The 26,964-nt window shown below is 61.0% G+C and carries 22 protein-coding genes and 2 tRNA genes; 2 read left to right on the top strand and 22 right to left on the bottom strand.

Annotated elements, in window-relative coordinates:
• Positions 1–96: 96 nt before the first annotated feature.
• From AC1DXW_RS27355 to leuC, 17 genes are all read right to left on the bottom strand, one after another.
• Positions 97–172: transfer RNA gene (locus AC1DXW_RS27355), tRNA-Val, on the bottom strand.
• Positions 173–417: 245 nt separating this feature from the next.
• Positions 418–1,194: an SDR family oxidoreductase gene (locus AC1DXW_RS27350; RefSeq protein ID WP_477754002.1), complete on the bottom strand. Its 777-nt coding sequence runs from the start codon at positions 1,192–1,194 to the stop codon at positions 418–420.
• Positions 1,191–2,402 (bottom strand): O-succinylhomoserine sulfhydrylase, encoded by a 1,212-nt coding sequence (locus AC1DXW_RS27345; protein WP_477754001.1) that lies wholly within the window; start codon positions 2,400–2,402, stop codon positions 1,191–1,193. Before AC1DXW_RS27345 ends, AC1DXW_RS27350 begins: the two co-directional genes overlap by 4 nt.
• An 81-nt stretch (positions 2,403–2,483) precedes the next feature.
• On the bottom strand, positions 2,484–3,989 hold the full coding sequence (gene purF, locus AC1DXW_RS27340) for an amidophosphoribosyltransferase (RefSeq protein WP_020795479.1): 1,506 nt from the start codon (positions 3,987–3,989) through the stop codon (positions 2,484–2,486).
• 41 nt (positions 3,990–4,030) lie between these two features.
• A complete protein-coding gene (locus tag AC1DXW_RS27335; RefSeq protein ID WP_477754000.1) occupies positions 4,031–4,591 on the bottom strand; it encodes a CvpA family protein in 561 nt (186 codons plus the stop codon).
• Between the two features lie 98 nt (positions 4,592–4,689).
• A complete protein-coding gene (locus tag AC1DXW_RS27330) occupies positions 4,690–5,358 on the bottom strand; it encodes an SPOR domain-containing protein (RefSeq protein ID WP_477753999.1) in 669 nt (222 codons plus the stop codon).
• Positions 5,342–6,649, bottom strand: a complete 1,308-nt coding sequence (gene folC / locus AC1DXW_RS27325; protein WP_477753998.1) for a bifunctional tetrahydrofolate synthase/dihydrofolate synthase — start codon at positions 6,647–6,649, stop codon at positions 5,342–5,344. The genes AC1DXW_RS27330 and folC overlap by 17 nt, the downstream gene beginning before the upstream one ends.
• Entirely contained in the window at positions 6,646–7,566 is a 921-nt protein-coding gene (gene accD / locus AC1DXW_RS27320; RefSeq protein WP_477753997.1) for an acetyl-CoA carboxylase, carboxyltransferase subunit beta, read from the bottom strand. Before accD ends, folC begins: the two co-directional genes overlap by 4 nt.
• A 217-nt stretch (positions 7,567–7,783) precedes the next feature.
• Positions 7,784–8,410 (bottom strand): phosphoribosylanthranilate isomerase, encoded by a 627-nt coding sequence (locus AC1DXW_RS27315; protein WP_477753996.1) that lies wholly within the window; start codon positions 8,408–8,410, stop codon positions 7,784–7,786.
• A 63-nt stretch (positions 8,411–8,473) separates the two neighbouring features.
• Positions 8,474–9,298: a tRNA pseudouridine(38-40) synthase TruA gene (gene truA, locus AC1DXW_RS27310; protein ID WP_095943676.1), complete on the bottom strand. Its 825-nt coding sequence runs from the start codon at positions 9,296–9,298 to the stop codon at positions 8,474–8,476.
• Positions 9,299–9,579: 281 nt separating this feature from the next.
• Positions 9,580–12,150: a motility hub landmark protein FimV gene (locus tag AC1DXW_RS27305; protein ID WP_477753995.1), complete on the bottom strand. Its 2,571-nt coding sequence runs from the start codon at positions 12,148–12,150 to the stop codon at positions 9,580–9,582.
• Between the two features lie 206 nt (positions 12,151–12,356).
• Positions 12,357–13,367, bottom strand: coding sequence for an aspartate-semialdehyde dehydrogenase (locus AC1DXW_RS27300; protein WP_477753994.1), 1,011 nt, complete (start codon positions 13,365–13,367; stop codon positions 12,357–12,359).
• A gap of 286 nt (positions 13,368–13,653) precedes the next feature.
• Positions 13,654–14,766, bottom strand: coding sequence for an aspartate-semialdehyde dehydrogenase (asd, locus tag AC1DXW_RS27295; protein WP_007975660.1), 1,113 nt, complete (start codon positions 14,764–14,766; stop codon positions 13,654–13,656).
• A gap of 66 nt (positions 14,767–14,832) precedes the next feature.
• Entirely contained in the window at positions 14,833–15,915 is a 1,083-nt protein-coding gene (gene leuB, locus AC1DXW_RS27290; RefSeq protein ID WP_007997553.1) for a 3-isopropylmalate dehydrogenase, read from the bottom strand.
• 79 nt (positions 15,916–15,994) lie between these two features.
• Positions 15,995–16,762 (bottom strand): class I SAM-dependent methyltransferase, encoded by a 768-nt coding sequence (locus tag AC1DXW_RS27285; RefSeq protein ID WP_477753993.1) that lies wholly within the window; start codon positions 16,760–16,762, stop codon positions 15,995–15,997.
• 144 nt (positions 16,763–16,906) lie between these two features.
• Positions 16,907–17,551, bottom strand: a complete 645-nt coding sequence (leuD, locus tag AC1DXW_RS27280) for a 3-isopropylmalate dehydratase small subunit (protein ID WP_477753992.1) — start codon at positions 17,549–17,551, stop codon at positions 16,907–16,909.
• Positions 17,552–17,553: 2 nt separating this feature from the next.
• The gene (gene leuC, locus AC1DXW_RS27275; RefSeq protein WP_477753991.1) at positions 17,554–18,984 is read right to left on the bottom strand and encodes a 3-isopropylmalate dehydratase large subunit; all 1,431 of its coding nucleotides are present in this window, start codon (positions 18,982–18,984) and stop codon (positions 17,554–17,556) included.
• Between the two features lie 306 nt (positions 18,985–19,290).
• Here leuC and AC1DXW_RS27270 point away from each other — a divergent pair, with 306 nt between their 5' ends.
• Both AC1DXW_RS27270 and AC1DXW_RS27265 read left to right on the top strand, forming a co-directional pair.
• A complete protein-coding gene (locus tag AC1DXW_RS27270) occupies positions 19,291–20,181 on the top strand; it encodes a LysR family transcriptional regulator (RefSeq protein WP_110659881.1) in 891 nt (296 codons plus the stop codon).
• A gap of 67 nt (positions 20,182–20,248) precedes the next feature.
• Positions 20,249–23,527 carry a sensor domain-containing protein gene (locus AC1DXW_RS27265; protein ID WP_477760701.1) on the top strand — a complete coding sequence of 1,093 codons (3,279 nt, stop codon included), beginning with the start codon at positions 20,249–20,251 and terminating at the stop codon, positions 23,525–23,527.
• Positions 23,528–23,557: 30 nt separating this feature from the next.
• Here the strand turns inward: AC1DXW_RS27265 and AC1DXW_RS27260 are convergent, their stop codons facing one another.
• The 5 genes from AC1DXW_RS27260 to AC1DXW_RS27240 all read right to left on the bottom strand — a co-directional run bounded on the left by AC1DXW_RS27260 (position 23,558) and on the right by AC1DXW_RS27240 (position 26,856).
• Entirely contained in the window at positions 23,558–24,517 is a 960-nt protein-coding gene (locus AC1DXW_RS27260) for a tRNA dihydrouridine synthase (protein ID WP_008050845.1), read from the bottom strand.
• A gap of 192 nt (positions 24,518–24,709) precedes the next feature.
• Entirely contained in the window at positions 24,710–25,144 is a 435-nt protein-coding gene (locus tag AC1DXW_RS27255) for an acyl-CoA thioesterase (RefSeq protein ID WP_477755762.1), read from the bottom strand.
• A 49-nt stretch (positions 25,145–25,193) separates the two neighbouring features.
• On the bottom strand, positions 25,194–26,027 hold the full coding sequence (locus tag AC1DXW_RS27250; RefSeq protein WP_477755761.1) for an alpha/beta fold hydrolase: 834 nt from the start codon (positions 26,025–26,027) through the stop codon (positions 25,194–25,196).
• Positions 26,028–26,056: 29 nt separating this feature from the next.
• Entirely contained in the window at positions 26,057–26,596 is a 540-nt protein-coding gene (locus tag AC1DXW_RS27245) for a TetR/AcrR family transcriptional regulator (RefSeq protein WP_477755760.1), read from the bottom strand.
• Positions 26,597–26,780: 184 nt separating this feature from the next.
• Positions 26,781–26,856 (bottom strand) — tRNA-Glu (locus AC1DXW_RS27240).
• Between the last annotated feature and the right edge of the window lie 108 nt (positions 26,857–26,964).

Here is a 26,964-nt window from a genome sequence, read left to right as displayed (position 1 = left end):
CGGCGTGACAGGCCGGTATTCTAACCGACTGAACTACCGCTGCGCGTCGGTGGAGGCATTTCAGCCTACCTCTTGCTTTCGCAAGTATCTCGGGAGTGGTGGGTGATGACGGGATCGAACCGCCGACATTCTGCTTGTAAGGCAGACGCTCTCCCAGCTGAGCTAATCACCCGTTTGCATCTCCGAGGCCGCGAAATTTACGCAGGTAGCGAACCTAAGTCAATAGCAGGATTGAAGTTTTTCTGAAAAAGACAAAATCATTTCATTCCGGCCAATGTCGGCAACCATCAGTCCGCCATCGCGAGCAAGCTCGCTCCCACAGTTAAAAGCATGCTCTCTCCCTCTGTGGGAGCGAGCTTGCTCGCGATGAGGGCAGCACATTCAACATCAAATGCTGAAGACCGCACCCTGCCCCCATCACTCGCTGTAAATCATCTTCTTGGTCATGCCGCCATCGACCACGAATTCCTGGCCGGTGACAAACCCGGCATTTCTCGACAGCAGCCAGGCCACCATCGCCGCGACATCCTCGACCGTCCCTACCCTGCCCGCCGGATGCTGGGCATGATCGGCTTCGGTCAAGGGTTCGGCACGCCGCACCGAAGGATCGCGCGCGTCGATCCAGCCAGGGCTGACGGCATTGACCCGGATCTCCGGGCCAAGACTGATTGCAAGTGCATGGGTCAGAGCCAACAAACCACCCTTGCTCGCCGCATAGGCCTCTGTGTCGGGTTCCGACTGCCCGGCGCGGGTCGAGGCCAGATTGACGATGGCACCGCCATGAGCGCGCAGGTACGGCGCACAGTGCTTGGCCAGCAACATCGGCCCGCTGAGGTTCACCGCCAACACCCGATTCCAGTGAGCCAGATCGAGGCTTTCCAGGGTGATGTTATGCGGATCGGCAACCGCGGCATTGCAGACCAGCGCATCCAGGCGCCCGAACTGGCCGAGCACCTCGGCCACCCCCAGCGCGACCTGCCCTTCATTCGAGACATCCATGGCGATGAACCAGGCGTTGTCACCCAGCACTTTCGCCACTTTCGAGCCGCGCTCGCGGTCCAGATCCGTCAGCACGACTTGCCAGCCTTCGCTGAGCAGCCAGGCCGAGATCCCCAGGCCAATGCCCCGCGCAGCACCGGTCACCAGCGCTACGCGGCCATTTGAGCCTGCGATCGGCGCAGACAAGTCGATCACAACGCAGCCAGGCCGCGCGCCAGATCGGCTTGCAGGTCCGCCACGTCTTCCAGACCGACCGCAATGCGGATCAGGCTGTCACGAATACCCGCCGCTTCACGCTCCTGCGGCGCCAGGCGGCCATGGGACGTGGTGCTCGGATGGGTGATGGTGGTTTTGCTGTCGCCCAGGTTGGCGGTGATCGAAATCAGGCGCGTGGCATCGATAAAGCGCCAGGCGCCCTCTTTGCCGCCCTTCACCTCAAAACTGACGACCGCACCAAAACCCTTCTGCTGGCGCAGCGCCAGTTCGTGCTGCGGATGGCTCTTGAGGCCGGCGTAATGGACTTTCTCGATGCCTTCCTGCTGCTCCAGCCACTCGGCCAGTTGCTGGGCGTTGGCGCAATGGGCCTTCATCCGCAGGTTCAGGGTTTCCAGGCCCTTGAGGAAGATCCACGCATTGAACGGGCTCAGGGTCGGGCCGGCGGTACGCAGGAAACCCACCACTTCCTTCATCTGCTCGCTGCGACCGGCAACCACGCCGCCCATGCAACGGCCTTGGCCGTCGATGAACTTGGTGGCCGAGTGCACGACGATGTCCGCGCCCATTTTCAGCGGCTGCTGCAAGGCCGGGGTGCAGAAGCAGTTGTCGACCACCAGCATCGCGCCTTTGGCGTGTGCGATTTTCGACAGTTCGGCGATATCTACCAATTCGGCCAGCGGATTGGACGGCGACTCGACGAACAGCAATTTGGTGTTGGATTTGATCGCTGCATCCCAACCGGACAAGTCCGCCAGGGCCACGTAATCGACTTCGATACCGAAACGCTTGAAGTACTTCTCGAACAGGCTGATGGTCGAGCCGAATACGCTGCGCGACACCAGCACATGATCACCGGCGCTGCACAGGCTCATCACCACGGCCATGATGGCCGCCATGCCGGTGGCGGTCGCCACGGCCTGCTCGGCGCTTTCCAGCGCGGCGATGCGCTCTTCGAACGCGCGCACGGTCGGGTTGGTGTAGCGCGAATAAACATTGCCCGGCACTTCGCCAGCGAAGCGCGCAGCGGCGTCGGCGGCGGTACGGAACACGTAGCTGGAGGTGAAGAACATCGGATCACCGTGTTCGCCTTCCGGCGTACGGTGCTGACCGGCGCGTACGGCCAGGGTATCGAACGCTACACCTTCGAGGTCGCTGTCCAGCCGACCGGCATCCCATTCCTGACTCATGCTGTCACTCCTTGCCCTGCTCTTGATAGATGAAGTTCTTTTTGCCAGATACAAAACCGGCCCCTCAGGGCCGGTAGAAACTCAGTTGTTGTACAGATCGATGATCGCACTGACTGCCTGCGTCTTGACCTTGGAGGCATCGTTGCGTGCCTGCTCGATCTTGTTCAGGTAAGCCTCGTCGACGTCGCCGGTGACGTACTGGCCATCGAACACCGCGCAATCGAACTTGTCGATCTTGATCTTGCCGCCACCGACCGCTTCGATCAAGTCAGGCAAGTCCTGATAGATCAACCAGTCAGCGCCGATCAGGTCTGCTACGTCCTGGGTCGAACGGTTATGCGCGATCAGTTCGTGGGCGCTCGGCATGTCGATGCCATAGACGTTCGGGAAACGCACCGCTGGCGCTGCGGAGCAGAAGTAGACGTTCTTGGCGCCTGCTTCGCGAGCCATCTGGATGATCTGCTTGCAGGTGGTGCCGCGAACGATGGAGTCGTCCACCAGCATCACGTTCTTGCCGCGGAATTCCAGTTCGATGGCATTGAGCTTCTGGCGTACGGATTTTTTCCGCGCGGCCTGGCCCGGCATGATGAAGGTCCGGCCGATGTAGCGGTTCTTCACGAAGCCTTCGCGGAACTTCACGCCCAAGTGGTTCGCCAGTTCCAGGGCCGCAGTGCGGCTGGTGTCCGGGATCGGGATGACCACGTCGATATCGTGATCCGGACGCTCGCGCAGGATCTTCTCGGCCAGTTTCTCACCCATGCGCAGGCGGGCCTTGTAGACCGACACGCCGTCGATGATCGAATCCGGACGCGCCAGGTACACATGTTCGAAAATGCATGGAGTCAACGACGGGTTGGTCGCGCACTGACGGGTGTGCAGCTTGCCGTCTTCAGTGATGTAGACCGCTTCGCCCGGTGCCAGGTCGCGAATCAGGGTGAAGCCGAGCACGTCCAGGGAAACGCTTTCGGAGGCGATCATGTACTCGACACCTTCGTCGGTGTGACGCTGGCCGAACACGATCGGGCGGATGCCGTGCGGGTCGCGGAAACCGACGATGCCGTAGCCGGTCACCATCGCCACGACGGCGTAGCCACCGACACAACGGTTGTGCACGTCAGTCACGGCGGCGAACACGTCTTCTTCGGTTGGCTGCAACTTGCCGCGCTGGGCCAGTTCGTGCGCGAACACGTTGAGCAGCACTTCCGAATCGGAGCTGGTGTTGACGTGGCGCAGGTCAGATTCGTAAATCTCCTTGGCCAGTTGTTCAACGTTGGTCAGGTTACCGTTGTGCGCCAGGGTAATGCCGTAAGGCGAGTTGACGTAAAACGGTTGAGCTTCGGCCGAGGTCGAGCTGCCCGCGGTCGGGTAGCGCACATGGCCAATACCCATGTGACCGACCAGACGCTGCATGTGACGCTGATGGAACACGTCACGCACCAGGCCGTTGTCCTTGCGCAGGAATAACCGGCCATCATGGCTGGTAACGATACCGGCAGCGTCCTGGCCGCGGTGCTGGAGGACGGTTAGCGCGTCATACAGCGCCTGATTGACGTTCGACTTACCGACGATACCGACGATGCCACACATGCGACGCAACCCCTACTTAATGGATCTGAACTGAACACAACTCACTGAGGCGTTTTGGCCATCGGCAAGAGGTGCTCCTTGAACGGAATATCAGCGGGTACGCTGATTCCGCTGGCAAGCCACTGACTGCTCCACCCGAGGATCAGGTTTTTGGACCAGTCGGCGACCAATAAAAATTTTGGCACGAGCTGTGACTCTTTCCACCACCCGTCCTGCTGTACCGGCCCCAGGCTCAACAGCCCGACGGCGATAACCACCAGCAACCCGCCACGCGCGGCGCCGAAGGCCATGCCGAGGAATCGGTCGGTCCCGGAGAGCCCGGTGACGCGAACCAGTTCGCCGATAAGATAATTGATCATTGCGCCTACGATTAAAGTGGCGACAAACATGATGCCACAGCCCGTGATTATACGAGCCGATGGCGTTTGAATGTACCCGCCGAGGTACTCGGACAGTGAGCCACCGAACATCCAGGCAACGACTCCTGCGATGATCCAGGTCAGCAGCGACAATGCTTCTTTGACGAAGCCGCGGCTCAGACTGATCAATGCGGAGATGGCGACGATTGCAACGATCGCCCAGTCAACCCAGGTAAATGGCACAGTGCAGCCTACAGACGGATAAGGCGGCGCATTTTAGCAGAGCCCGTGCTTATCGGTAAGCTGCGATTGTCTGTGCATTTCATATCGGGGCGATAGTTTTAGCCACGTTCCGGTTGAAAGCGCACGACAAAACCCTTGAGGTTCTGCTGGCGGTTCAGCAAGTCACGCAGCCGGTCGGCTTCGGCACGCTCGATCAGCGGCCCGACAAACACCCGGTTTTTGCCGTCGGCGGTACGAATGTAGGCGTTGTAACCCTGGCTGCGCAGGGTTTTCTGAAGCTTTTCCGCGCTTTCACGACTCGACAGGCTGGCCAGTTGCACCGACCAACTGACAGACAAGCCATTGGCATCGACACGGCTTTGCGTGGTGTCCGGCTTGCCCGGTGCCGCCGTGATCGGCTGGGCAGGCGCTGTCGCAGGCTTGGCCGCCAAAGCCGGGACCGGCGCGGGCGCAGCCGGTTTGGCCGCTGGCGTTGGAGCCGCATGCGCTGGAACCACCGGCGCAGTTGGCACCGCCGATTCCTGCTGGGCGATTTCCTCATCGCTCGGCACAGGCTCCTGAGGCAAGGCTTGCGGCTCGGGCACCACCACGGGCTCGACCTGTACCTGGGGCATCACAGGCGCCTGCGGAGCCGCAGGCGCTTCGACCGTCACCCGGCGCTGTTCGTCCTGGCGGGAAAACAGCATCGGCAGAAAAATCACCGCCAGCGCGACCAACACCAGGGCGCCAACCATGCGCTGCTTGTATGCCTTATCCAGCAATGCCATTCGCCGCGTCCTCCGTGGAGCGCCGGGCCAGCCATTCAAGGGCCTCGGCGACACAATAAAATGATCCGAACAACAGGATTTCGTCGTTGCTCGTGGCCTGCGCGCACTGCCCTTCCAGGGCGGCCGCTACACTTTCGTAGGGCGTGACCGACGCACCAAGACCTTGCAACGCCTCGTGCAAATCCGCAACCGGACGCGCCCGAGGCGAATCCAGAGGTGCTACGGCCCAGTGCTGGACACTAGCATTCAATTCGCCGACAACACCATCCAGATCCTTGTCCGCCAGCAGACCGAACACCGCCAGACGCTTGCCGACCGGCGGACGACTGGCCAAGCGACGCGCCAGATACTCCGCCGCATGCGGGTTATGCCCCACATCCAGCAATAGATTCAAGCGCTTGCCTTGCCACTCGAACTCACGGCGATCCAGACGACCGACCACCTTCGTTGCCCGCAGCGCCTCGATAATCTGCGCATCCACCCAAGGCAAGCCGAGCAGCAGGTACGCCTGCAACGCCAGCGCAGCGTTTTCCATCGGCAGATCGAGCAGTGGCAGGTCGCGCAGTTCAACCGCACGCCCTTGCGCATCGACACCACGCCACTGCCAGTTGTGATCGGTGACGCCGAGATCAAAATCGCGCCCACGCAGGAAAAACGGGCATTTGAGCTCGCGCGCCTTGTCCAGCAACGGCTGTGGAGGATTCAGATCGCCGCAGAGCGCAGGCGCGCCCTGACGGAAAATACCGGCCTTCTCGAAGGCCACGGACTCACGGGTATCACCGAGGTAATCCGCATGATCGACGCCAATACTGGTGACCAGCGCCACATCGGCGTCCACCACGTTGACCGTGTCCAACCGACCGCCCAGACCGACTTCCAGCACCACCGCATCGAGCCCTGAGCGCTGGAACAGCCAGAACGCCGCCAGGGTGCCCATTTCGAAGTATGTCAGGGAAGTATCAGCGCGCCCGGCCTCTACCGCAGCAAAGGCCTCGCACAGCTCGGCGTCCGTGGCTTCGACACCATTGAGCTGCACCCGCTCGTTGTAACGCAGCAGGTGTGGGGAGTTGTAAACCCCCACGCTCAAGCCCTGGGCTCGCAGCAAGGACGCCACGAACGCACAGGTGGAACCCTTGCCGTTGGTCCCGGTGACCGTAATCACCCGAGGCGCCGGCTTGCCCAGTCCCATGCGGGACGCTACCTGCTGCGACCGCTCCAGGCCCATGTCGATGGCCGAAGGGTGCAACTGCTCGAGGTAGGCGAGCCATTCGCCAAGGGTACGTTCGATCATAGGCTGGCTGGCACCGGCGGAACCACGATCGGCTCGATGGGTGCAGCAACGAACGTCGGCGTCGGCAGCCCCATCATTTGCGCCAACAGATTGCCCAGACGCGGACGCAGCTCCTGACGATCGATGATCATGTCGATGGCACCGTGCTCCAGCAGGAACTCGCTGCGCTGGAAGCCTTCCGGCAGTTTTTCACGCACGGTTTGCTCGATCACACGCGGACCGGCAAAACCGATCAACGCCTTCGGCTCACCGACAATCACGTCGCCCAGCATCGCCAGACTGGCGGAAACGCCGCCGTAGACCGGATCGGTCAGCACAGAGATGAACGGGATGCCTTCTTCACGCAGACGCGCCAGCACCGCAGAGGTCTTGGCCATTTGCATCAGGGAAATCAGCGCTTCCTGCATCCGCGCACCGCCGGAAGCGGCGAAGCAGATCATCGGGCAACGTTTTTCCAGGGCGTAGTTGGCGGCACGAACGAAACGCTCACCGACGATGGCGCCCATCGAACCGCCCATGAAGGAAAACTCGAACGCCGAAACCACGACCGGCATGCCCAGCAAAGTGCCGCTCATGGAAACCAGCGCGTCTTTTTCGCCGGTCTGCTTTTGTGCAGCGGTCAGGCGGTCCTTGTACTTCTTGCCGTCGCGGAATTTCAGACGGTCAACCGGTTCCAGGTCTGCACCCAGCTCGGTACGGCCTTCAACGTCGAGGAAGATGTCGATACGGGCGCGGGCGCCGATACGCATGTGATGATTGCACTTGGGGCAAACGTCCAGGGTCTTTTCCAATTCCGGGCGATAAAGCACAGCCTCGCAAGACGGGCATTTGTGCCAAAGACCTTCAGGCACCGAGCTCTTCTTGACCTCGGAACGCATGATCGAAGGGATCAGTTTGTCTACTAACCAGTTGCTCATGCTTTCTTTCTCCAGTACCGGCGGCCCGAACGCTCTGGTTCGCGGCCCCGTGTATGCCCTAGCGCTAAATTCATGTGTGCGGCGACGGTCGATGGACTGCCACGGTCAGCGCGAAACATGACCTGCGTGCAACCACAAACCCTCGGATCTGCCTGCTGTGTGCAGTGCATCCGCTTTTTACAGTGCAGTGGACGGCGGCAGTCTGCCAGCCGTCACATCAACAGGTGCTACCGCGTACCGCTTTGATAAATGCCTGAATCTTTGCGTGATCCTTGATGCCCTTGCTCGCCTCTACCCCGCCGCTGACATCCACGGCGTAAGGTCGAACGCGCGCAACCGCTTCGGCGACGTTGCCCGGCGTCAGACCGCCCGCCAGAATGATCGGCTTGCTCAGGCCTTGCGGTATCAGTGACCAGTCAAATGCCTCACCGGTTCCTCCGGGAACGCCTTCGACATAGGTATCGAGCAAGATGCCGCTGGCACTGGCATAGGCATCACAGGCCGCGGCGATGTCATCACCCGCCTTGACCCGCAGCGCCTTGATGTACGGGCGATGCCAACCTTCGCACTCGGCCGCGCTTTCATCGCCGTGAAATTGCAGCAGGTCCAGGGGCACCGCGTCGAGAATTTCACCCAATTCGCAACGGCTCGCATTGACGAACAAGCCCACGGTGGTCACGAACGGCGGCAGCGCCTTGATGATCGAGCGCGCCTGCTGGAACGTCACCGCGCGAGGGCTTTTGGCGTAGAACACGAATCCGATGGCATCCGCCCCGGCCTCGACGGCTGCCAACGCATCTTCCATGCGGGTAATCCCACAGATCTTGCTGCGAACGGCTGACATGTCGACACAACTCCAAGACAAATCCGGGAAAGTCCCGGATGGTAACAAAAGCATTCGAGGGCGTCAGCCGCCAAGTTCCGAGAAACCGGTCAGGAAGTGTGGACCGATGTAACGCTCGGGCAATTGGAACTCGTCACGGTACTCGACCTGCACCAGATACAACCCGAACGGATGCGCCGTCACGCCACCGGTCCGCCGAATCCGGCTCTCCAGCACCTCTTTCATCCACTCCACCGGACGCTCTCCGGCGCCGATGGTCATCAGCACGCCGGCAATGTTGCGCACCATGTGATGCAGGAAGGCGCTGGCACGAATATCCAGCACGATCATCTTGCCGTGACGGGTGACGCGCAGATGATGCAGTTCCTTGATCGGTGACTTGGCCTGGCACTGACCGGCGCGAAACGCGCTGAAATCATGGGTGCCGAGCAGGTACTGGGCGGCCTCGGCCATGCGCTCGACGTCCAGCGGACGGTGGTTCCAGGTCACTTCTTCGTTAAGGTGCGCCGGGCGGATCTGATCGTTGTAGATCACGTAGCGATAACGCCGGGCGATGGCCTTGAACCGTGCATGGAAATGCGCCGGCATGACCTTGGCCCAACTGACACTGACGTCGTGGGGCAAGTTGATGTTGGCGCCCATGGTCCAGGCCTTCATCGAACGCTCGACCTGGGTGTCGAAATGCACCACCTGTCCGCAGGCATGCACCCCGGCGTCGGTACGCCCGGCGCACATCAGCGAAACGGGTGAGTCGGCGACTTTGGACAAGGCGTTTTCGAGGGTTTCCTGCACGGTCAGCACCCCGGACGCCTGGCGCTGCCAGCCGCGGTAGCGCGAGCCCTTGTATTCGACGCCCAGCGCGATCCGGAAAAAGCCGTCGGCTGCCATTTCGGCGGCCGGGTTATCTATATTTGCCAAGGAGAGACAGCCTGCTGATGTACCAAAGGCGGGCATTATAAGGCCGCCGGGCGGGGATGCCAGAGAGATCTCCTTTGACTGTTCCGGCCCTTTCGCGGGCAAGCCCGCTCCTACAGTGATTTATGTCGCCCACATAACCTGTGGGAGCGGGCTTGCCCGCGATAGCAATTTCGCAGACACCAACGCATCACCGGCCAAACAAAAACGGCAGCCTCAATGGGCTGCCGCTTTTTTTACAACCTACCGATCACTCAAGCCAGGCGCGAAAGCATTTCCTCGGCTTCGCTCTTCTGCTCGACACTGCCTTCGCTCACCACCTCATTGAGGATGTCGCGAGCGCCATCGCTGTCGCCCATGTCGATATAGGCCTGAGCCAGATCGAGCTTGGTAGCGGCTTCGTCAGTACCCGAGAGGAAGTCGAAGTCATCATCGTCGCCCAGCGCGGCATCTGCTTCGGTGAAGGTCGGTTCGCCGATGCTGCTGGACAGGCTCTCCAGCTCGGCGTTGACATCATCCAGCTCAGCCGCGAACGCATCCGGTGCGTCCATTTCGTCGGCCAGCGACAGATCGAAATCGGCCGGCAATTCCAGGTCATCCAGCGCGACCTCAGGAACAGCCGGGGTTTCAGCGACCGGAAAATCCTTCACGCCTTCGTCCAGATCCAGCAGGAAATCGTCTTCAGCCAGTATCGCCGGCAACGGTTCTGCACCGAGGTCCAGGTCCAGGTCGAAGTCCGACAGATCATCGAGGTTTTCCTTGATTTCAGTCTGCTGCTGCAACACCGACTCAAAACTCAGATCGTCGTCCAGCGGGAATTCGTCCAGGTCTGCCAGCGCCGTCACTTCAGGCTCCGGCACAGGTGCAGGCGCAGGCGCCACAGGCGTGATCGCGTCCAGATCATCCAGGCTCAGGTCGAAGGCGCTGTCGAGGTCATCCTCGAACGGCTCTGGCGCCGGTGCTTGCGGCTCATCGAGCAACAGGTCCTTGACGTATTGCGCATCCAGCTCGGCAGCAACGGCGGCTGCGGCGATGCCACCGGCAGCCACCAGCGCCATGGCCGGGAAGCGGCTTTTGAGCTTTTCAACCTGGGCGAAGTTGTCGCCATTGGCCACCAACTGACGCTCCTGGCCGACGAACGCATCGCGGTCGCCTTGCTGGCCGTAGACTTCCATCAGTTTCAAGCGCAAGTCGCTGCGCTTCGGCTCTTGCTTGACGCCGTCCTCCAGCAACGCGGCAGCCTGGTTCAGGCGACCGGCATTGATGTGCGACTGAGCCTGGCCCAGCACATCGTCGGAACGCTCGGCAGCCGGCGCCACCAATGGCGCGGCGATCGGCGTGGTCATCACGACCGGGGCAACCACCGGCGCTGGCGCGGGAGCAGGCGTCGGGGCAGTCGCCAGCTTCACGCTCGGCGATGGAACTTCCAGGCCTTCGAAGCTGGTGTCCGGCAAGTCGAAATCGGCCGAGAACGGCTGTTCTTCAGCCAAGGCACGGGCCATGCGCATATGCTTTTCGGCTTCTTGCCGGGCTTTGCGGCGGCGCGCCAGCAACAGCAGCAAGAGCAGCAGAACCACCGCACCGCCACCCACCAGGCCCAGCAGCACCGGATTGCTCAGCAACTCATTGAATTTCTGATCGTCGGATGCTGCCGCAGTTGCCTCTGGCGCGGTGACCACTGCTGCAGCTTCAGCCGCAGCAGGCGCTGCCGGGTTGGCAGCCAGCTCGGCCGACATCGCCGGAGCTGTCGCAGCCGCTGGCGCACCCGCAGCGCCCTCGGTTTGCAACTTGGCCAGTTGATTGTTCTTCAACTCGATCAGGCGCTGCAGCTTGTCCACCTGGCTTTGCAGGTCGGTCATGCGACTTTTCAGTTCGGCGTTATCACGACGACTGGTATCGAGGCTTTCCTGGGTCATCGCCAGCTTGTTGCTGAGGGCCGTGGCATCTCCAGCGGCCCCTTTGCCACGGTTCTTGCCGGACTCGGCAGAAACCAGGCTCAGTTTGTCGGTGGCCGCTTGAGCGGGCGCACCATCGGTGCGAGCGCGATTGGTAGCGTCGAGCTGTTGCTGCCCTGCCCCGGGTTTGGCCACGTAGCGACGCCCCTGGCGCCATGCGGTGTTCTGTGCAGCCACTTCGGCAATGGCCTTGGCTTGCGGCAGGCCCGCGCTCTGCACCTGGTCCGGCAGGCGCAGCACCTGGCCGGTTTTCAAGCGGTTGATATTGCCGTCAATGAAGGCGTCCGGGTTCAGCGCCTGGATGGCGAGCATGGTTTGCTGGATCGAACCGCCATTACGCGCCTTCGCGGCGATTTCCCACAGGGTATCGCGCGGTGTGGTGGTGTATTGGGACGCTTTGGTCGCACCGGTGACGGGCGCGGCAACCGTTGACGTTGGTTGCGCAGCCGCTTCAGCGGTTTGCGGCGAGAATTTGGACGGATCGAGCAATACACTGTAGTCGCGCAGCAAACGACCGTTCGGCCACATGACCTGAACCAGGAACTTCACCATGGGTTCGGAGAGTGGCTTGCTGGAGGTCACGCGCAGGATGCTTTTGCCGCTGGCGTTAAGCACCGGGGTGAAGGTCAAGTCGTTGAGAAACGCCTGGCGGTCGACACCGGCCTTGGCGAAATCGTCTGGTGAGGCCAGGCTCGGCACCACTTCGGCGGCGGTGAGATCCTTGACATCGAGCAGCTCGATTTCCGCTACCAGCGGCTGGTTGAGCGTCGATTTCAGGGTCAACTCCCCGAGCCCGAGGGCATGCGCCATACCGGAGGACAGCGCCGAGGCGGCCGCTATTGCTAACACCAGTTTGCGAACTTGAACCATTAGCTCATCCTTAGTTTGAACATTCCTCGGCCAGCGAGAAGGTATTGATAGCCGCTGCCGTAAGGCATTGCGCGCAACGGCGAGGGTCGTCGCGCGCGGTCATTTCATTGATGCCCGGCAAAGCCCCACAGAGTGGCTCTGCCTTCAGCACTCCGGCAAGCATAGGCACGCGCGGAATCATTCGACAAATTGTTGCAAAGTATCTTTTACAGCAGGTCTTTAAGCAACAACTCGGCCAGCTGCACAGCGTTGAGCGCCGCGCCTTTGCGTACGTTATCTGACGTCAGCCACAGATTAAGTTCCGACGGGTCGTCGATACCCAGGCGAACCCGACCGACGTAGACCACATCCTGCCCTACCGCATCGCCCACCGGGGTCGGGTAATCGCCGGCTTCCACCAGCTCGATGCCGGGTGCGTCTTCCAGGGCCACATTGATTTTCGCCAGGTCGATTTCATTCGCGGACTGCAGGGTCACGCTATAGCTATCGCCAAAAAACACCGGGGCTTGAATGCAAGTGACGGAAATCTTCAATGCAGGCAGCGCCATGACCTGGCGCAGTTCACGCACCAGGCGTTTTTCCAGCAATGTATGACCTTGCTCATCCGGTTTGCCGACCTGGGCCAACAGGTTGAAGGCCATCTGCCGATCAAAGAATTTCGGCTCCAGCGGCCGCACATTCAGCAGTTCGGCGGTTTGCCGGGCGAGCTCGCTCACGGCTTCGCGGCCCTGGGCCGATACCGCCAGGCTGGCGGTCAGGCTGATGCGCTGCAAATCGAGCAAATCCATCAGCGGCGCGAGCACCACCGCCAGCGTAGTGGCCGACGGACTTGGACTGCTGACCTGAAACGGTTTTTTCAAGCCGGCCAACACCTGAGCGTTGGCCTCAGGCACGACCTGCGGCGCCTTTTCGGCCGGCAAGGCACCGGAAAGATCGATCACCGAGCATCCGGCATCGATCGCGCGGGAAGCAAAACTCAACGAAACCGCCGGGCCGGCCGCAAAAAACCCAAGCTGTACCTTGCTGAAGTCGAACTCATCGACGTCCCGCACCCGTACGTTCTTGCCGCGAAACGGTACGGAACTGCCGGCCGATTCGCTGCTGGCCAACAGATGAAGGGTGCCGATCGGGAAATCACGCTCTTCGAGAATCTGCACGAGCGTTTCGCCGACAGTACCGGTGGCGCCGATCACGGCAATATCAATGGACTGGCTCATGGGTTTTACCTCTGGCGAAACGGGGGGAGCGGCACTTTACCGGGTGGGTGGCATGCAGGCAATTCTGTGGTGCCTGACCTGCCCCCATCGCGAGCAAGCTCGCTCCCACAGGGATTGATGGTGTACACAAAATATCTATTCAACTCCAACTCACTGTGGGAGCGAGCTTGCTCCGGGCGGCGCTCCGACGATGGCGCCCGTTCAGACAGCAGATCACCCAAAGCAGATAACCATAAAAAAACCCGCACCTCTCTCAAGGCACGGGTTCTTTCATTGCATCAACCGATCAACGCTCGAGCAGGATCCGCAGCATGCGGCGCAGCGGTTCGGCCGCGCCCCACAGCAACTGGTCGCCAACAGTGAACGCGCCGACGAACTGCGAACCCATGTTCAGCTTGCGCAGACGTCCAACCGGGATGTTCAGGGTGCCGGTGACCTTGTTCGGGCTCAGCTCCTGAATGCTGGTCTCACGGCTGTTCGGTACCAGCTTGACCCAAGGGTTGTGCTGGCTGATCAGCCCTTCGATATCAGCGATCGGCACGTCTTTGTTCAGCTTGATGGTCAGCGCCTGGCTGTGGCAGCGCATGGCGCCAATGCGTACGCAGATGCCATCGACCGGGATCGGGCTCTTGAAGCGACCAAGGATCTTGTTGGTCTCGGCCTGGGCCTTCCACTCTTCGCGGCTCTGGCCGTTCGGCAGTTCCTTGTCGATCCACGGGATCAGGCTGCCGGCCAGCGGTACGCCGAAGTTTTCGGTCGGGTACGCGTCGCTGCGCATGGCTTCGGCAACACGACGGTCGATGTCGAGGATCGCGCTGGCCGGATCGGCCAGTTGATCGGCAACAGCGGCGTGGGTCGCGCCCATCTGCTTGATCAGTTCACGCATGTTCTGCGCGCCGGCACCGGAGGCCGCCTGATAGGTCATGGCGCTCATCCACTCCACCAGACCGGCTTCGAACAGGCCACCCAGACCCATCAGCATCAGGCTGACGGTGCAGTTGCCGCCGATGTAGTTCTTGGTGCCCGCGTCCAGCTGCTGGTCGATCACCTTGCGGTTGACCGGGTCCAGAACGATCACCGCGTCATCCTGCATGCGCAGGCTGGAAGCGGCGTCGATCCAGTAACCCTGCCAGCCGGCTTCACGCAGCTTGGGGAAGACTTCGCTGGTGTAGTCGCCACCCTGGCAGGTCAGAATCACGTCGAGGGTTTTCAGCTCTTCAATGCTGTAAGCGTCCTTGAGCGGAGCAATGTCCTTGCCCACGGACGGGCCTTGGCCACCGACATTGGAAGTGGTGAAAAACACCGGCTCGATAAGATCGAAATCCTGCTCTTCCAGCATCCGCTGCATGAGCACGGAACCGACCATACCGCGCCAACCGATCAGACCTACACGTTTCATCGCAACTACACCTTCTTGAAATGTGGGCCGCTGCCTTGTCTTGAATTTGGCAGCGGGCCCGAGAGATTACAGATTCCGCAGCGCGGCGACTACTGCGTCACCCATTTCCTGCGTACCGACTTTAGTGCAACCTGCCGACCAGATGTCGCCGGTGCGCAAGCCCTGATCCAGCACCAGGCTGACGGCTTTCTCGATGGCATCGGCCGCGGCCTGCTGGTTGAAGCTGTAACGCAGCATCATCGACACCGACAAAATGGTCGCCAACGGGTTGGCGATGCCCTTGCCCGCGATGTCCGGCGCCGAACCGTGGCACGGCTCGTACATGCCTTTGTTGTTGGTGTCCAGGGACGCCGACGGCAGCATGCCGATGGAACCGGTGAGCATCGAGGCCTGGTCGGACAGGATGTCGCCGAACATGTTGTCGGTGACGATCACGTCGAACTGCTTCGGTGCGCGCACCAGCTGCATCGCGGCGTTGTCGACGTACATGTGGCTCAGTTCGACTTCAGGATAATCCTTGGCCACTTGTTCGACCACTTCACGCCACAGCTGGCTGGAGGCCAGTACGTTGGCCTTGTCCACCGAGCACAGCTTCTTGCCACGGACCATGGCCATGTCGAAACCGACACGGGCGATACGACGAATTTCGCTTTCGCTGTACGGCAGGGTGTCATAGGACTGACGCTCGCCGTTTTCCAGGGTACGGGTACCGCGTGGCGCGCCGAAGTAGATGCCGCCGGTCAGCTCACGGACGATCAGGATGTCCAGGCCGGCCACGATTTCCGGCTTCAGGCTGGAAGCCTCGGCCAATTGCGGGTACAGGATCGCCGGGCGCAGGTTGCCGAACAGGCCCAGTTGCGCACGGATTTTCAGCAGGCCGCGCTCAGGGCGGATGTCACGTTCGATGGCATCCCATTTCGGGCCGCCAACGGCACCCAGCAACACGGCGTCGGCCGCGCGGGCACGCTCCAGGGTCTCGTCGGCCAGCGGCACGCCGTGCTTGTCGATGGCAGCGCCGCCGATCACGTCGTGGCTCAGCTCGAAGCCCAGGGCGAACTTGTCGCTGGCCAGCTCCAGCACCTTGACCGCTTCGGCCATGATTTCCGGGCCAATACCGTCACCTGGGAGAATCAGAATCTGCTTGCTCATGCGTTCCTCATGTCATCAGTCGGTGCGCCCTTGGACGCTCCCGGAAAAAGTCTATCGTTCGGCGCTCTTCTTTCAGAGCTTATCGTTCAGCCATCAGCACCAATACATCGGTACTGAACGAACCATCGGCCTCAATTTCGAAATATTCGCGTACTTCATTGCCCATCGACTGCTGCAACGCGCGGATCGCCGCGCGCATCACTTCAGGTGTGCGCATGCGCTCGACCCAGCTGTCGTACTCCAGACGCAGGCGCTGACGAGTGGTACTGCGGGTGTGCAGCCCCGCCTCGCTGACCTGGCGCAACCACTCGCCGGCGGAATAATCGCGCACATGGCTGGTGTCGCGCAGCACTTCGACGCTTTGCAGGTAAGTGTCGAACAGCGGGCTACCCGGTGACAATACGTCGACGAACGCCGCCACACCGCCCGGTTTCAACACCCGGCGCACTTCCCGCAACGCCACGCCGAGATCGCTCCAATGGTGCGCCGAATAACGGCTGAAGACGAAATCGAATTCGCCATCGGCGAACGGCAGGCGCTCGGCGGCACCGTTGACCGTGGACACGTTGCTCAAACCACGATCGACGGCGGCAGCGGTCACCACGTCGAGCATCTGCTGCGACAGGTCGTAGGCCACCACTTCTTTCACCAATGAGGCTACGTGAAAACTCACGTGACCGGCGCCGCAGCCCAGATCCAGGACCCTGGCATCACCCTGCCCGGCCAGCTCGGCCTGTAGCAGCGCGAATTCAGTGCCTTGAGCGTGTACGGCGCTGCTCAGGTAGGCCGAGGCCTGTTCACCGAATTGCTTCTGGACTACCTGGGTGTGCTGGGCGGTGCTGGTCATGGGGACTTCCTTTTGGGGGTGAGTCTTGGGGTGTCTGTTCTGGCCTCATCGCGAGCAAGCTCGCTCCCACAGGTTTTGTTTACGCCGCAAATCCAGTGTGGGAGCGAGCTTGCTCGCGATGGCGTCATTACGCCTAACGCAAAATCAAGCGTCGCGAAACAACCAAGGCTGGCTCGCCCGGTGCTTGGCCTCAAACGTCGCAATTGCCTCATGGTCCTGCAAGGTCAGGCCGATATCGTCCAGGCCGTTGAGCAGGCAGTGTTTGCGGAAGGCATCGATTTCGAAGCTCAACACCTTGCCATCAGGTCGGGTCACGGTCTGGGCTTGCAGATCGACCTGCAATTGATAGCCCGGATTGGCCTCGACCTGCTGGAACAGCTCATCGACTTCGGCATCGCTCAAGATGATCGGCAGCAAGCCGTTCTTGAAGCTGTTGTTGAAGAAGATGTCGGCATAGCTCGGCGCGATGATGCTGCGGAAACCGTACTCTTCCAGCGCCCACGGCGCGTGTTCACGGCTGGAGCCGCAACCGAAGTTCTCGCGGGCCAGCAATACGCTGGCACCTTGGTAACGTTCGGCGTTGAGGACGAAGTCCTTGTTCAGCGGACGCCTGGAGTTGTCCTGATAAGGCTGGCCCACATCCAGGTAACGCCATTCATCGAACAGGTTCGGGCCAAAACCCGTGCGCTTGATCGACTTCAGAAATTGTTTCGGAATGATCTGGTCGGTGTCGACGTTGGCACGATCCAAAGGCGCGACAAGTCCAGTATGTTGGGTAAATGCTCTCATGCTTACTGCGCTCCCTGGATCAATTCACGGACGTCGATGAAACGACCGTTCACCGCGGCGGCCGCGGCCATCGCCGGGCTGACGAGGTGGGTACGACCACCGGCGCCCTGACGGCCTTCGAAGTTACGGTTGGAGGTCGAAGCGCAATGCTCGCCACTTTCCAAACGGTCCGGGTTCATCGCCAGGCACATCGAGCAACCCGGCTCACGCCATTCGAATCCGGCTTCGAGGAAAATCTTGTCCAGACCTTCCGATTCGGCCTGGGCCTTCACCAGACCCGAGCCCGGAACGACGATGGCCTGCTTGATGGTCGAGGCCACTTTGCGGCCCTTGGCGATCACGGCCGCCGCACGCAGGTCTTCGATCCGCGAGTTGGTGCAGGAACCGATGAACACGCGGTCGAGCTGAATGTCGGTGATCGCCTGGTTGGCGGTCAACCCCATGTATTTCAAGGCGCGGACGATGGAGTCGCGCTTGACCAGGTCCATTTCCTTCGCAGGATCCGGCACGTTCTGATCCACCGCCAACACCATCTCAGGCGAAGTGCCCCAGCTGACTTGCGGCTTGATCTGGGTGGCGTCGAGTTCGACAACAGTATCGAACTTGGCGTCAGCGTCAGACACCAGGTCTTTCCAGGCTTCAACAGCCAGGTCCCACTCCGCGCCTTTCGGTGCGAAAGGACGGCCCTTGACGTAAGCCACGGTTTTTTCGTCCGCGGCCACCAGGCCTACGCGAGCGCCGGCCTCGATGGACATGTTGCAGATGGTCATGCGGCCTTCGACGGACAGGTCGCGAATCGCGCTGCCGGCGAACTCGATGGCGTGGCCGTTACCGCCGGCGGTGCCGATCTTGCCGATCACGGCGAGCACGATGTCCTTGGCGGTCACTCCGAACGGCAATTGGCCTTCGACACGTACCAGCATGTTTTTCATTTTCTTGGCGACCAGGCACTGAGTGGCGAGCACATGCTCGACCTCGGAAGTACCGATACCGTGCGCCAACGCGCCGAATGCGCCGTGGGTCGAGGTGTGGGAGTCGCCGCAGACCACGGTCATGCCCGGCAACGTTGCGCCCTGCTCCGGGCCGATGACGTGGACGATGCCCTGGCGAACGTCGTTCATCTTGAACTCGACGATGCCGTATTCATCGCAGTTGTCATCGAGGGTCTGCACTTGCAGACGCGAGACCTGGTCAACGATGGCGTTGATGCCGCCCTTGCGCTCCGGCGTGGTCGGTACGTTGTGGTCCGGGGTCGCGATGTTGGCATCGATGCGCCATGGCTTGCGCCCGGCCAGACGCAGGCCTTCGAAGGCTTGCGGCGAGGTCACTTCGTGGATGATGTGACGGTCGATGTAAATCAGCGCAGAGCCATCGTCGCGCTGCTTGACCAAATGCGAATCCCAGAGCTTGTCGTAGAGCGTTTTGCCGGCCATCAGACGGTTCCTCATCAGCTTTTTCTATGCCAGTGAGGTCTGTATAGCGAGTTTCGTTAGTCAACTTCGGCGCCAGAAGCCCATATCCTGCGTTGCTGCTCCTCGCCATAGCGCGCTATGACTCGTCGCAGCGCCTTGGCTATGGACTTCTGGCATCCGAATTTGAACTAACAAACTCGCTACACAGACCTCTGGGTCTTGAAAGTCTCAATAACCCTTTGGCTTGTGAGGCTGATCCTATGGGGTTACATTAAATAACTCAAATTCATATTTTTTATGCTTTGGATAACCAACTGGAATACAACCATGGACCTGGCCAACCTCAATGCTTTTATTGCCATCGCCGAGACCGGAAGCTTCTCCGGCGCCGGGGAAAGGCTGCACCTGACCCAGCCGGCCATCAGCAAACGCATCGCCGGGCTGGAGCAGCAATTGAAGGTGCGGCTGTTCGATCGCCTGGGTCGTGAAGTGGGCCTGACCGAGGCCGGGCGCGCCCTGCTGCCGCGGGCCTACCAGATTCTGAATGTCCTCGATGATACGCGCCGCGCCTTGACCAACCTCACGGGCGAGGTGACCGGCCGTCTGACCCTGGCCACCAGTCACCACATCGGCCTGCACCGCTTGCCGCCTTTATTAAGGGAGTTCACCCGACGTTATCCCGAGGTAGCGCTGGATATTCAGTTTCTCGATTCGGAAGTAGCCTATGAGGAGATCCTCCATGGTCGCGCCGAACTGGCGGTCATCACCCTCGCGCCAGAGCCCCATGCGCTGGTCAAGGCCACCCCGGTGTGGGACGACCCGCTGGATTTCGTGGTCGCCCCGGAGCATTCTCTACTCAACAACGGCAAGGTCAGCCTGGCAGACATCGCCCGGCACCCGGCGGTCTTTCCCGGCGGCAATACCTTTACCCACCACATTGTGCAACGGCTGTTTGAAGCCCAGGGCCTGACGCCAAACATCGCCATGAGCACCAACTATCTGGAAACCATCAAGATGATGGTCTCGATTGGCCTGGCCTGGAGCGTTTTGCCGCGCACCATGCTCGATGACCAGGTAGCACGCATACCTTTGCCGGGCATACAGCTCACTCGCCAGCTAGGCTATATCCTGCACACGGAAAGGACGCTGTCGAATGCTGCGCGGGCCTTCATGGCCTTGCTGGACGCTCAACTCGATCCGCCAGGGACTCAAGGCTAACTTGTGCTACTCCTATAGAGCCGAGAATTCCTGCAACAAACGCCCAAACTCAGCTCAAGGCTTGCCAATGCCGAAATCTGTAGACCGTATTCCGCCGATGCCGCGAATTCAGGCACTTGATCCGAAAAGCTCAGAACAGAGCTGGGAAAGTGCCTCGCAATTACTGGCCGCGCTCAACGGCGCGCGCCTGGGCGCCTGGTATTGGGACATCGAGCGCGGGCAGATCAGCTGGTCCCGGGGCACGCAGGCGCTGTTCGGCTTCGACCCCCGCAAACCATTGCCATCGGATCTGGAATACCTCGACCTGCTGCCCCCGGAAGATCGCGCGAAAACCCTTCGCGCCTTCCACGCGGTCATCGCTGGCGCGCCACTGGAGCAAGCGATGCATCACCGCATCCGCTGGCCCGATGGCAGCCTGCACTGGCTGGAAATCAACGGCAGCCTGTTGCCGGACAAGCACGGCAGGCCACGGATGATCGGCGTGATCCGCGAGATTACCCACCAGCGCCAGCGCGAGCAGGCGTTGAGCAGCTCGGAAAAACGCTTCGCCACCCTGTTTCACCTGTGCCCGAACATGGTCCTGCTGACCCGCCAGGAAGACGGCCTGATTTCCGAAGCCAACCAGCATTTCGAAAGCCTGTTCGGTTGGCCGGTACAAAACGCGATCGGCCGCACCACCCTGGAACTGGGGCTGTGGGTGCATCCCGAGCAACGGGCCGACCTGGTCAAGGCCACCAAGGCCAAAGGCGACCTGGTGAGCATGGAAGTGCAGTTTCGCGCCAGCAATGGCCAGGTCCATGACGGTATCCTCAGTGCGCAAAAAGTCGAGCTCGAAGGCCAGCCCTATCTACTGAGCACGTTCCTGGACACCACCGAACGCAAAGTCGCCGAACATGCCCTCAAGGACAGCCAGGAACGCCTCGACCTGGCCCTGGACTCCGCGCAGCTCGGCACCTGGGACTGGCACATTCCCAGCGGCATGCTCTACGGATCGGCACGGGCCGCCCAACTGCACGGCCTGGACGCCAAACCCTTTCACGAGTCCTTCGACGAGTTTTTCGAAGGCGTGCCCGGCAAAGAACGCGACACCATGCGCGACGCTTACCGCAGCCTGCGTGAAGGCCCGGCCGGCAACTATCAATTGACCTACCGCGTGCAATTGCCTGACGGCAGCTCGCGCTACCTGGAAAGCCGCGCCCGCCTCTACCGCGATGACAACGGCGTGCCGGTGCGCATGGCAGGCACATTGCTCGACATCACCGACCAGGTGGAGCGCGAACAACGGCTGGTGGCCTCCGAAGAGAAATTCGCCACGCTGTTCCAGGTCAGCCCCGACCCGATCTGCGTCACCCACCAGGACAGCGGCCAGTTCATTGAAATCAACTCCAGCTTCACCCAGACCTTCGGCTGGAGCACCGCCGATGTGATCGGCCGCAGCGCCGACGAAATAGGCCTGTGGGACGCTTCAGCGAAAAGCCTGCGACGGATCGAACAAGTGATCCGCGAACAAGGCCTGAACAACGTCGCCATTCTCGTCCAGCACAAGGACGGACAGGTCCTGACTTGCGTGATTTCCAGCCGCCAGATCAGCGTCGGCGACCAGCCCTGCATTGTCACCACGCTGCGCGACATCACCCAGCAACAGCGCTCGGAAGCGGCGCTCAAGGCCAGTGAAGAGAAATTCGCCAAGGCGTTCCACTCCAGCCCCGACGCCATCACCATCACCGAGCGCGACACCGGGCGCTATCTGGAGGTCAACGACGGCTTCTGCCGCCTGACCGGCTACCGCGCCGAAGAAGTGGTGGGCCGCACGGTGTATCAGGTGGGGATTTGGGCTGAAGAAAAACAACGCTCGGCGCTGCTGGCGGAATTGCAGATCAAGGGCCGGGTTCATCACCAGGAAATGCTCGGGCGTAACAAGCGCGGCGAACTGCTCACTGTCGAAGTCTCGGTGGAGCCGATCACCCTCAATGAAACCGCCTGCCTGCTGTTGACCGCGCGAGACGTCAGCCTGCTGAAAAACGCCGAAGCGCAGATTCGCCACCTGGCCTACCACGACTCACTGACCAACCTGCCCAATCGGGCATTACTGATGGACCGCCTGAGCCAGCAGATCGCCCTGCTCAAACGCCATAACCTGCGCGGCGCGCTGATGTTCCTCGACCTCGACCATTTCAAGCACATCAACGACTCCCTCGGGCATCCGGTGGGCGATACCGTGCTGAAAATCATCACCGCGCGCCTGGAGGCCAGCGTGCGCATGGAAGACACCGTTGCGCGCCTGGGCGGTGACGAATTCGTGGTACTGCTCAGCGGTCTCGAAGGCTCGCGCAGCGAGGTCAGCGATCAGGTACGCCAACTGGCCGACACCATCCGCGAACTGCTGTCCGAACCGATGTTCCTCGATGGCCAGCGCCTGCAAGTGACACCAAGCATCGGCATTGCGCTGATCCCCGATCACGGTTCGACCCCGACCGACCTGCTCAAGCGCGCCGACATCGCGCTCTATCGCGCCAAGGACTCGGGGCGCAATACCGCGCAGATGTACCACAACACCATGCAAAAGGCCGCGAGCGAACGCCTGCGCATGGAAACCGACTTGCGCCTGGCGCTTTCCCGGGGCGAGTTTCGCGTGCATTACCAACCCCAGGTCGACGCCCGGGGCGACCGCATCGTCGGTGCCGAGGCCCTGGTACGCTGGAATCATCCGGAGCTTGGCCCGCAGTCACCCAACGAGTTCATCAAGGTACTGGAAGACAGCGGACTGATTCTGGAAGTCGGCACCTGGATCCTCGACGAAGCCTGCCAGGCCTTCAAGCAATTGATCGAAAACGGCCTGATAGACCCGCTAAGATTCAGCCTGTGCGTGAACATCAGCCCGCGCCAGTTCCGCCAGAACGACTTCGTCGAGCGCGTCGAAAACAGCCTGAACAGCTATGGCCTGCCGTGCTCCCTGCTGAAGCTGGAAATCACCGAAGGTATCGTGATCCAGAATCTGGAAGACACCATCAGCAAAATGCGCCGCCTGAAAAAACTCGGTGTGAGCTTCGCCATGGACGACTTCGGCACCGGCTATTCCTCGTTGACCTACCTCAAGCGCTTGCCGGTCGACACCCTGAAAATCGACAAGTCGTTCATCCGCGATGCCACCAGCGACCCGAACGACGCCGAGATCATCCGCGCCATCGTCGCCATGGCCCACAGCCTGGACTTGAAAGTGATTGCCGAAGGGGTGGAAACAGCAGAGCAACTGGAGTTCTTGCAGGGGTTGGATTGTCACTTCTACCAAGGGTATTTGCATAGTCAGCCGTTGCCGGTTGAGGAGTTTCAAAAACTGCTGAAGTAGCGTTTTTAGAGGACAAGGCACAAAAAAGTTTCAGGCCGCTTCAGCCACCGGCAGACCCAACAAACGCGAGACGTTATCCAGCTCGGTCTCACGGCGCAGCACGGTGAACAGCTCCACCGCCTCGGGATAATTGCGGGTCAGCATCGCCAGCCATTGCTTCAGGCGACCCGGCGACTGGCGAGGCGTCATCTGTGCCTTGGCCTGCAACCAGAAGTCCTGGATCAGTGGCAGCAACTCGGCCCAGGTCATCTCGACCACCTCCTCCCCGGCCCGCGCGGCAGCGATCTGCCGGGCCAGATCCGGACGCGACACCAGGCCACGACCGAGCATGATGTCTTCCACGCCGCTGATCTCGCGGCAACGCCGCCAGTCTTCGACGCTCCAGATATCACCATTGGCGAACACCGGCACCTTGACCACGTCCTGCACCCGTGGAATCCACTCCCAGTGCGCGGGCGGTTTGTAGCCGTCAACCTTGGTCCGCGCATGCACCACGATATGCTCCGCACCACCTTCGGCCAGGGCCGTGGCACACACCAGCGAACCGTCCGGGCTGTCGAAGCCCAGGCGCATCTTGGCAGTGACCGGAATGTGTGCAGGAACGGCACGACGGACGTGCTCGACGATCTGGTTGAGCAGCTCGGGCTCCTTGAGCAGCACCGCGCCACCACGGGATTTGTTGACGGTCTTGGCCGGGCAGCCGAAGTTCAGGTCGATCACTTCAGAACCCAGCTCGCAAGCCAGCGCGGCATTTTCCGCCAGGCACACAGGATCGGAACCGAGCAGTTGCACACGCAGCGGCACACCGGAGGCCGTCCGGGCACCGTTGAGCAACTCCGGGCCGAACTTGTGGAAATAGGCAGGTGTCAGCAACTGGTCGTTGACCCGAATGAACTCGGTCACGCACCAGTCAATACCACCCACGCGGGTCAGCACATCGCGCAGGATGTCGTCGACCAACCCCTCCATGGGCGCCAAAGCAATTTGCATGAAAAACACACTCGAGGAAAAACGTGCGGCAGTTTACTGGTTTCAGCAGGACTCTGCAGAACATCGCAGATCCCCTGTAGGAGCAGCCGGTCGACGCTCGATTGCTCGCGATGGTCGTCAACGTTAACGCGACCAGCCTGACGCCCCGCGGCGGTCTCAGGTTTTTCGCGAGCGAGCTCGCTCCTACATTGGTTAGAGCGATAGCAATGCCGGAGCATAACCCTCGATGAACTCTACCGGCATGCGCTTGGGCTTGCCGCTGGACAGCTCGATACAGACGAAGGTGGTTTGCGCGCGCAGCAAGGTCGAATTGTCGCTGGGTCGCTTCAACTGGAAATGCCGGGTCATTCTCAGGCGCTGATCCCAATCGACAATCCAGGTCGCCAATTGCAACTCATCGCCTTCATAGGCTGCCGCCAGGTAATCGATCTCGTGGCGCACCACTGCCATCGCCCGGTCCAGCCGCCGGTATTCGACCAGGTCCAGGCCAAGGCGTTGGGAGTGGCGCCAGGCACAGCGTTCGAGCCAGGTCACGTAGACCGCGTTGTTCGCGTGCCCCAACCCGTCAATGTCCTCGGCGTCCACTTGCAGATCAATGATAAATGGCGTTTCCCGATCCCAGCCCATGCCCGACTCCCTGGTCAGATAATTTCGACCAGGGCAGTGTAACGGATGCTCAAGCGGATTGGCGCGATTGCAGACGGCGACCGGCCAGCAGTGATAACACGCCATCAATCACCCGAGGGTCAGCCAGCACCCGCTGATGCCCACCTTCTTGCAGGCGCAGCAAACGGCTGTCGAACCACGCTTCGTGAATCAGCTGGGATTCCTTCACAGAGACAAGATTGTCGTCTTCGGCGTGGACAATCAGGCCGGGCATATCGAGTTGATAGTGAGCGACATCCAGCGTCGCGGCGCGCATGCCGACGTCTTGCTCGACCTGGCGAATGAACGCCGAACGGGCTTTTGGTGGCAGTCCGACGTAGCGGGCGAACCCACGCAACACACCCAGAATCCGCGCCGGGGCAGCGATGCTGACCAGGGTTTCCGTGCGCAGGCCCAACTGCACCGCTAGCATCGCACTGGCGCCCCCCATGGAGTGGCCGATGACCGCTTGCAGTGGCGGCAGTTCGGCGGCGGCTTCGAGCATGGCACGAGCAAAGAGCACCACATTCGCCTCGCTGCCCGGCGAGCGCCCGTGAGCCGGACCATCCAGCGCGACCACGGAGTAACCGGCATCGACCAACGCCGTGATCAGGCTGGCAAACTGCGTTGGCCGCCCTTCCCAACCGTGCATCAGCAACACGGCCGGGCCTTGCCCCCAACGCAACGCCGAGAGGCCGAAACGCAAGGTGATCCGCTCGGACCTCGCCAACAGCGGCAGCTCCCAGTCACGGGGCGGCAGATCCCGCGGTGTCATGAAGGCCAGTCGCATTTTGCTAGCGACCAGTTTCGGGGCAAACCAGCCCAAGGTGCCATTAACGCCACGAACCCACTTTAACGCGCTCATCGCATTCTCCTCAGGCCGCAGCCTTCAGGTCAACGCACTGCCGATTTGGCGGCGCGCAGTAATCGATCGGACAACTCTCCTGGCCCCAGCGCCCGCGCCAGAGCCAGCCCACCCACCATCAAGGCCATATCGGCCAGGGCTTTTTCGGTTTCTTCAGGACTGGCCGCCAACTGCGCGACCATCATTTCGACGTGTTCATTCAATGCAATACGAAACGCTTCCGGCAGCCGTCCCAGTTCACCGACCGATGCCGGGATCGGGCACGCCGATTCGGAGGAATCACGGTGCTTGCGCGACAGGTAAAACGCTGCCACCAGAGTGCGGCGCTCTTCGCCGGTCAACTCCGCGTCCATGTCGGCAATCAGGTCGCGGCGGTGACCGAGCAATTGCTTGAACGCCTCCAGCATCATCGCGTCCTTGCTTTCGAAGTGTGCGTAGAAGCCGCCGACCGTCAGGCCCGCCGCGCCCATCACTTCGCCCACGCTTGGCTCGGCCGGGCCGCGCTGAATCAGCGCTGCGCTGGCAGCCTTGAGGATGCGTTCGCGGGTTTGAGCTTTTTTATCGTTCATCGTTGCCTCCGAATATTACGATTGAAATATTATTCTCATAATAAATTTTAGCAAGTCATGGGTGTGACCGCTGGTCTGAAGAACAGTTTTTTGGGAAGTGGAGGAATTTGGCCAAACGCCAGACAAACAAAAGGGCCATTCAATAATTGAATGACCCTTATAAATCCCGCAGAGCGGGTAATCGTGGCGTCCCCTAGGGGACTCGAACCCCTGTTACCGCCGTGAAAGGGCGGTGTCCTAGGCCACTAGACGAAGGGGACACAAACCCTTCTATACAACTGATCAGTGCTGAGAGCTGATCGATTCAAGGCCGGTGTGGCCAGACCAGTGCTGAGAGCTGATCGATTCAAGGCCGGTGTGGCCAGACC

It is taken from the genome of Pseudomonas sp. P4_C4 (assembly GCF_056402055.1).
Note: the sequence above shows the minus strand (reverse complement) of the source record. Positions and strands in the feature narration are given on the sequence as shown.

Coding starts and splice junctions, on each gene's coding strand:
- AC1DXW_RS27345 (WP_477754001.1), bottom strand. CDS start 2,402: ATGAGTCAGGAATGGGATGCCGGTCGGCTGGACAGCGACCTCGAAGGT.
- purF (WP_020795479.1), bottom strand. CDS start 3,989: ATGTGTGGCATCGTCGGTATCGTCGGTAAGTCGAACGTCAATCAGGCG.
- AC1DXW_RS27330 (WP_477753999.1), bottom strand. CDS start 5,358: ATGGCATTGCTGGATAAGGCATACAAGCAGCGCATGGTTGGCGCCCTG.
- folC (WP_477753998.1), bottom strand. CDS start 6,649: ATGATCGAACGTACCCTTGGCGAATGGCTCGCCTACCTCGAGCAGTTG.
- accD (WP_477753997.1), bottom strand. CDS start 7,566: ATGAGCAACTGGTTAGTAGACAAACTGATCCCTTCGATCATGCGTTCC.
- AC1DXW_RS27315 (WP_477753996.1), bottom strand. CDS start 8,410: ATGTCAGCCGTTCGCAGCAAGATCTGTGGGATTACCCGCATGGAAGAT.
- truA (WP_095943676.1), bottom strand. CDS start 9,298: ATGGCAGCCGACGGCTTTTTCCGGATCGCGCTGGGCGTCGAATACAAG.
- AC1DXW_RS27305 (WP_477753995.1), bottom strand. CDS start 12,150: ATGGTTCAAGTTCGCAAACTGGTGTTAGCAATAGCGGCCGCCTCGGCG.
- AC1DXW_RS27300 (WP_477753994.1), bottom strand. CDS start 13,367: ATGAGCCAGTCCATTGATATTGCCGTGATCGGCGCCACCGGTACTGTC.
- asd (WP_007975660.1), bottom strand. CDS start 14,766: ATGAAACGTGTAGGTCTGATCGGTTGGCGCGGTATGGTCGGTTCCGTG.
- leuB (WP_007997553.1), bottom strand. CDS start 15,915: ATGAGCAAGCAGATTCTGATTCTCCCAGGTGACGGTATTGGCCCGGAA.
- AC1DXW_RS27285 (WP_477753993.1), bottom strand. CDS start 16,762: ATGACCAGCACCGCCCAGCACACCCAGGTAGTCCAGAAGCAATTCGGT.
- leuD (WP_477753992.1), bottom strand. CDS start 17,551: ATGAGAGCATTTACCCAACATACTGGACTTGTCGCGCCTTTGGATCGT.
- leuC (WP_477753991.1), bottom strand. CDS start 18,984: ATGGCCGGCAAAACGCTCTACGACAAGCTCTGGGATTCGCATTTGGTC.
- AC1DXW_RS27270 (WP_110659881.1), top strand. CDS start 19,291: ATGGACCTGGCCAACCTCAATGCTTTTATTGCCATCGCCGAGACCGGA.
- AC1DXW_RS27265 (WP_477760701.1), top strand. CDS start 20,249: ATGCCGAAATCTGTAGACCGTATTCCGCCGATGCCGCGAATTCAGGCA.
- AC1DXW_RS27260 (WP_008050845.1), bottom strand. CDS start 24,517: ATGCAAATTGCTTTGGCGCCCATGGAGGGGTTGGTCGACGACATCCTG.
- AC1DXW_RS27255 (WP_477755762.1), bottom strand. CDS start 25,144: ATGGGCTGGGATCGGGAAACGCCATTTATCATTGATCTGCAAGTGGAC.
- AC1DXW_RS27250 (WP_477755761.1), bottom strand. CDS start 26,027: ATGAGCGCGTTAAAGTGGGTTCGTGGCGTTAATGGCACCTTGGGCTGG.
- AC1DXW_RS27245 (WP_477755760.1), bottom strand. CDS start 26,596: ATGAACGATAAAAAAGCTCAAACCCGCGAACGCATCCTCAAGGCTGCC.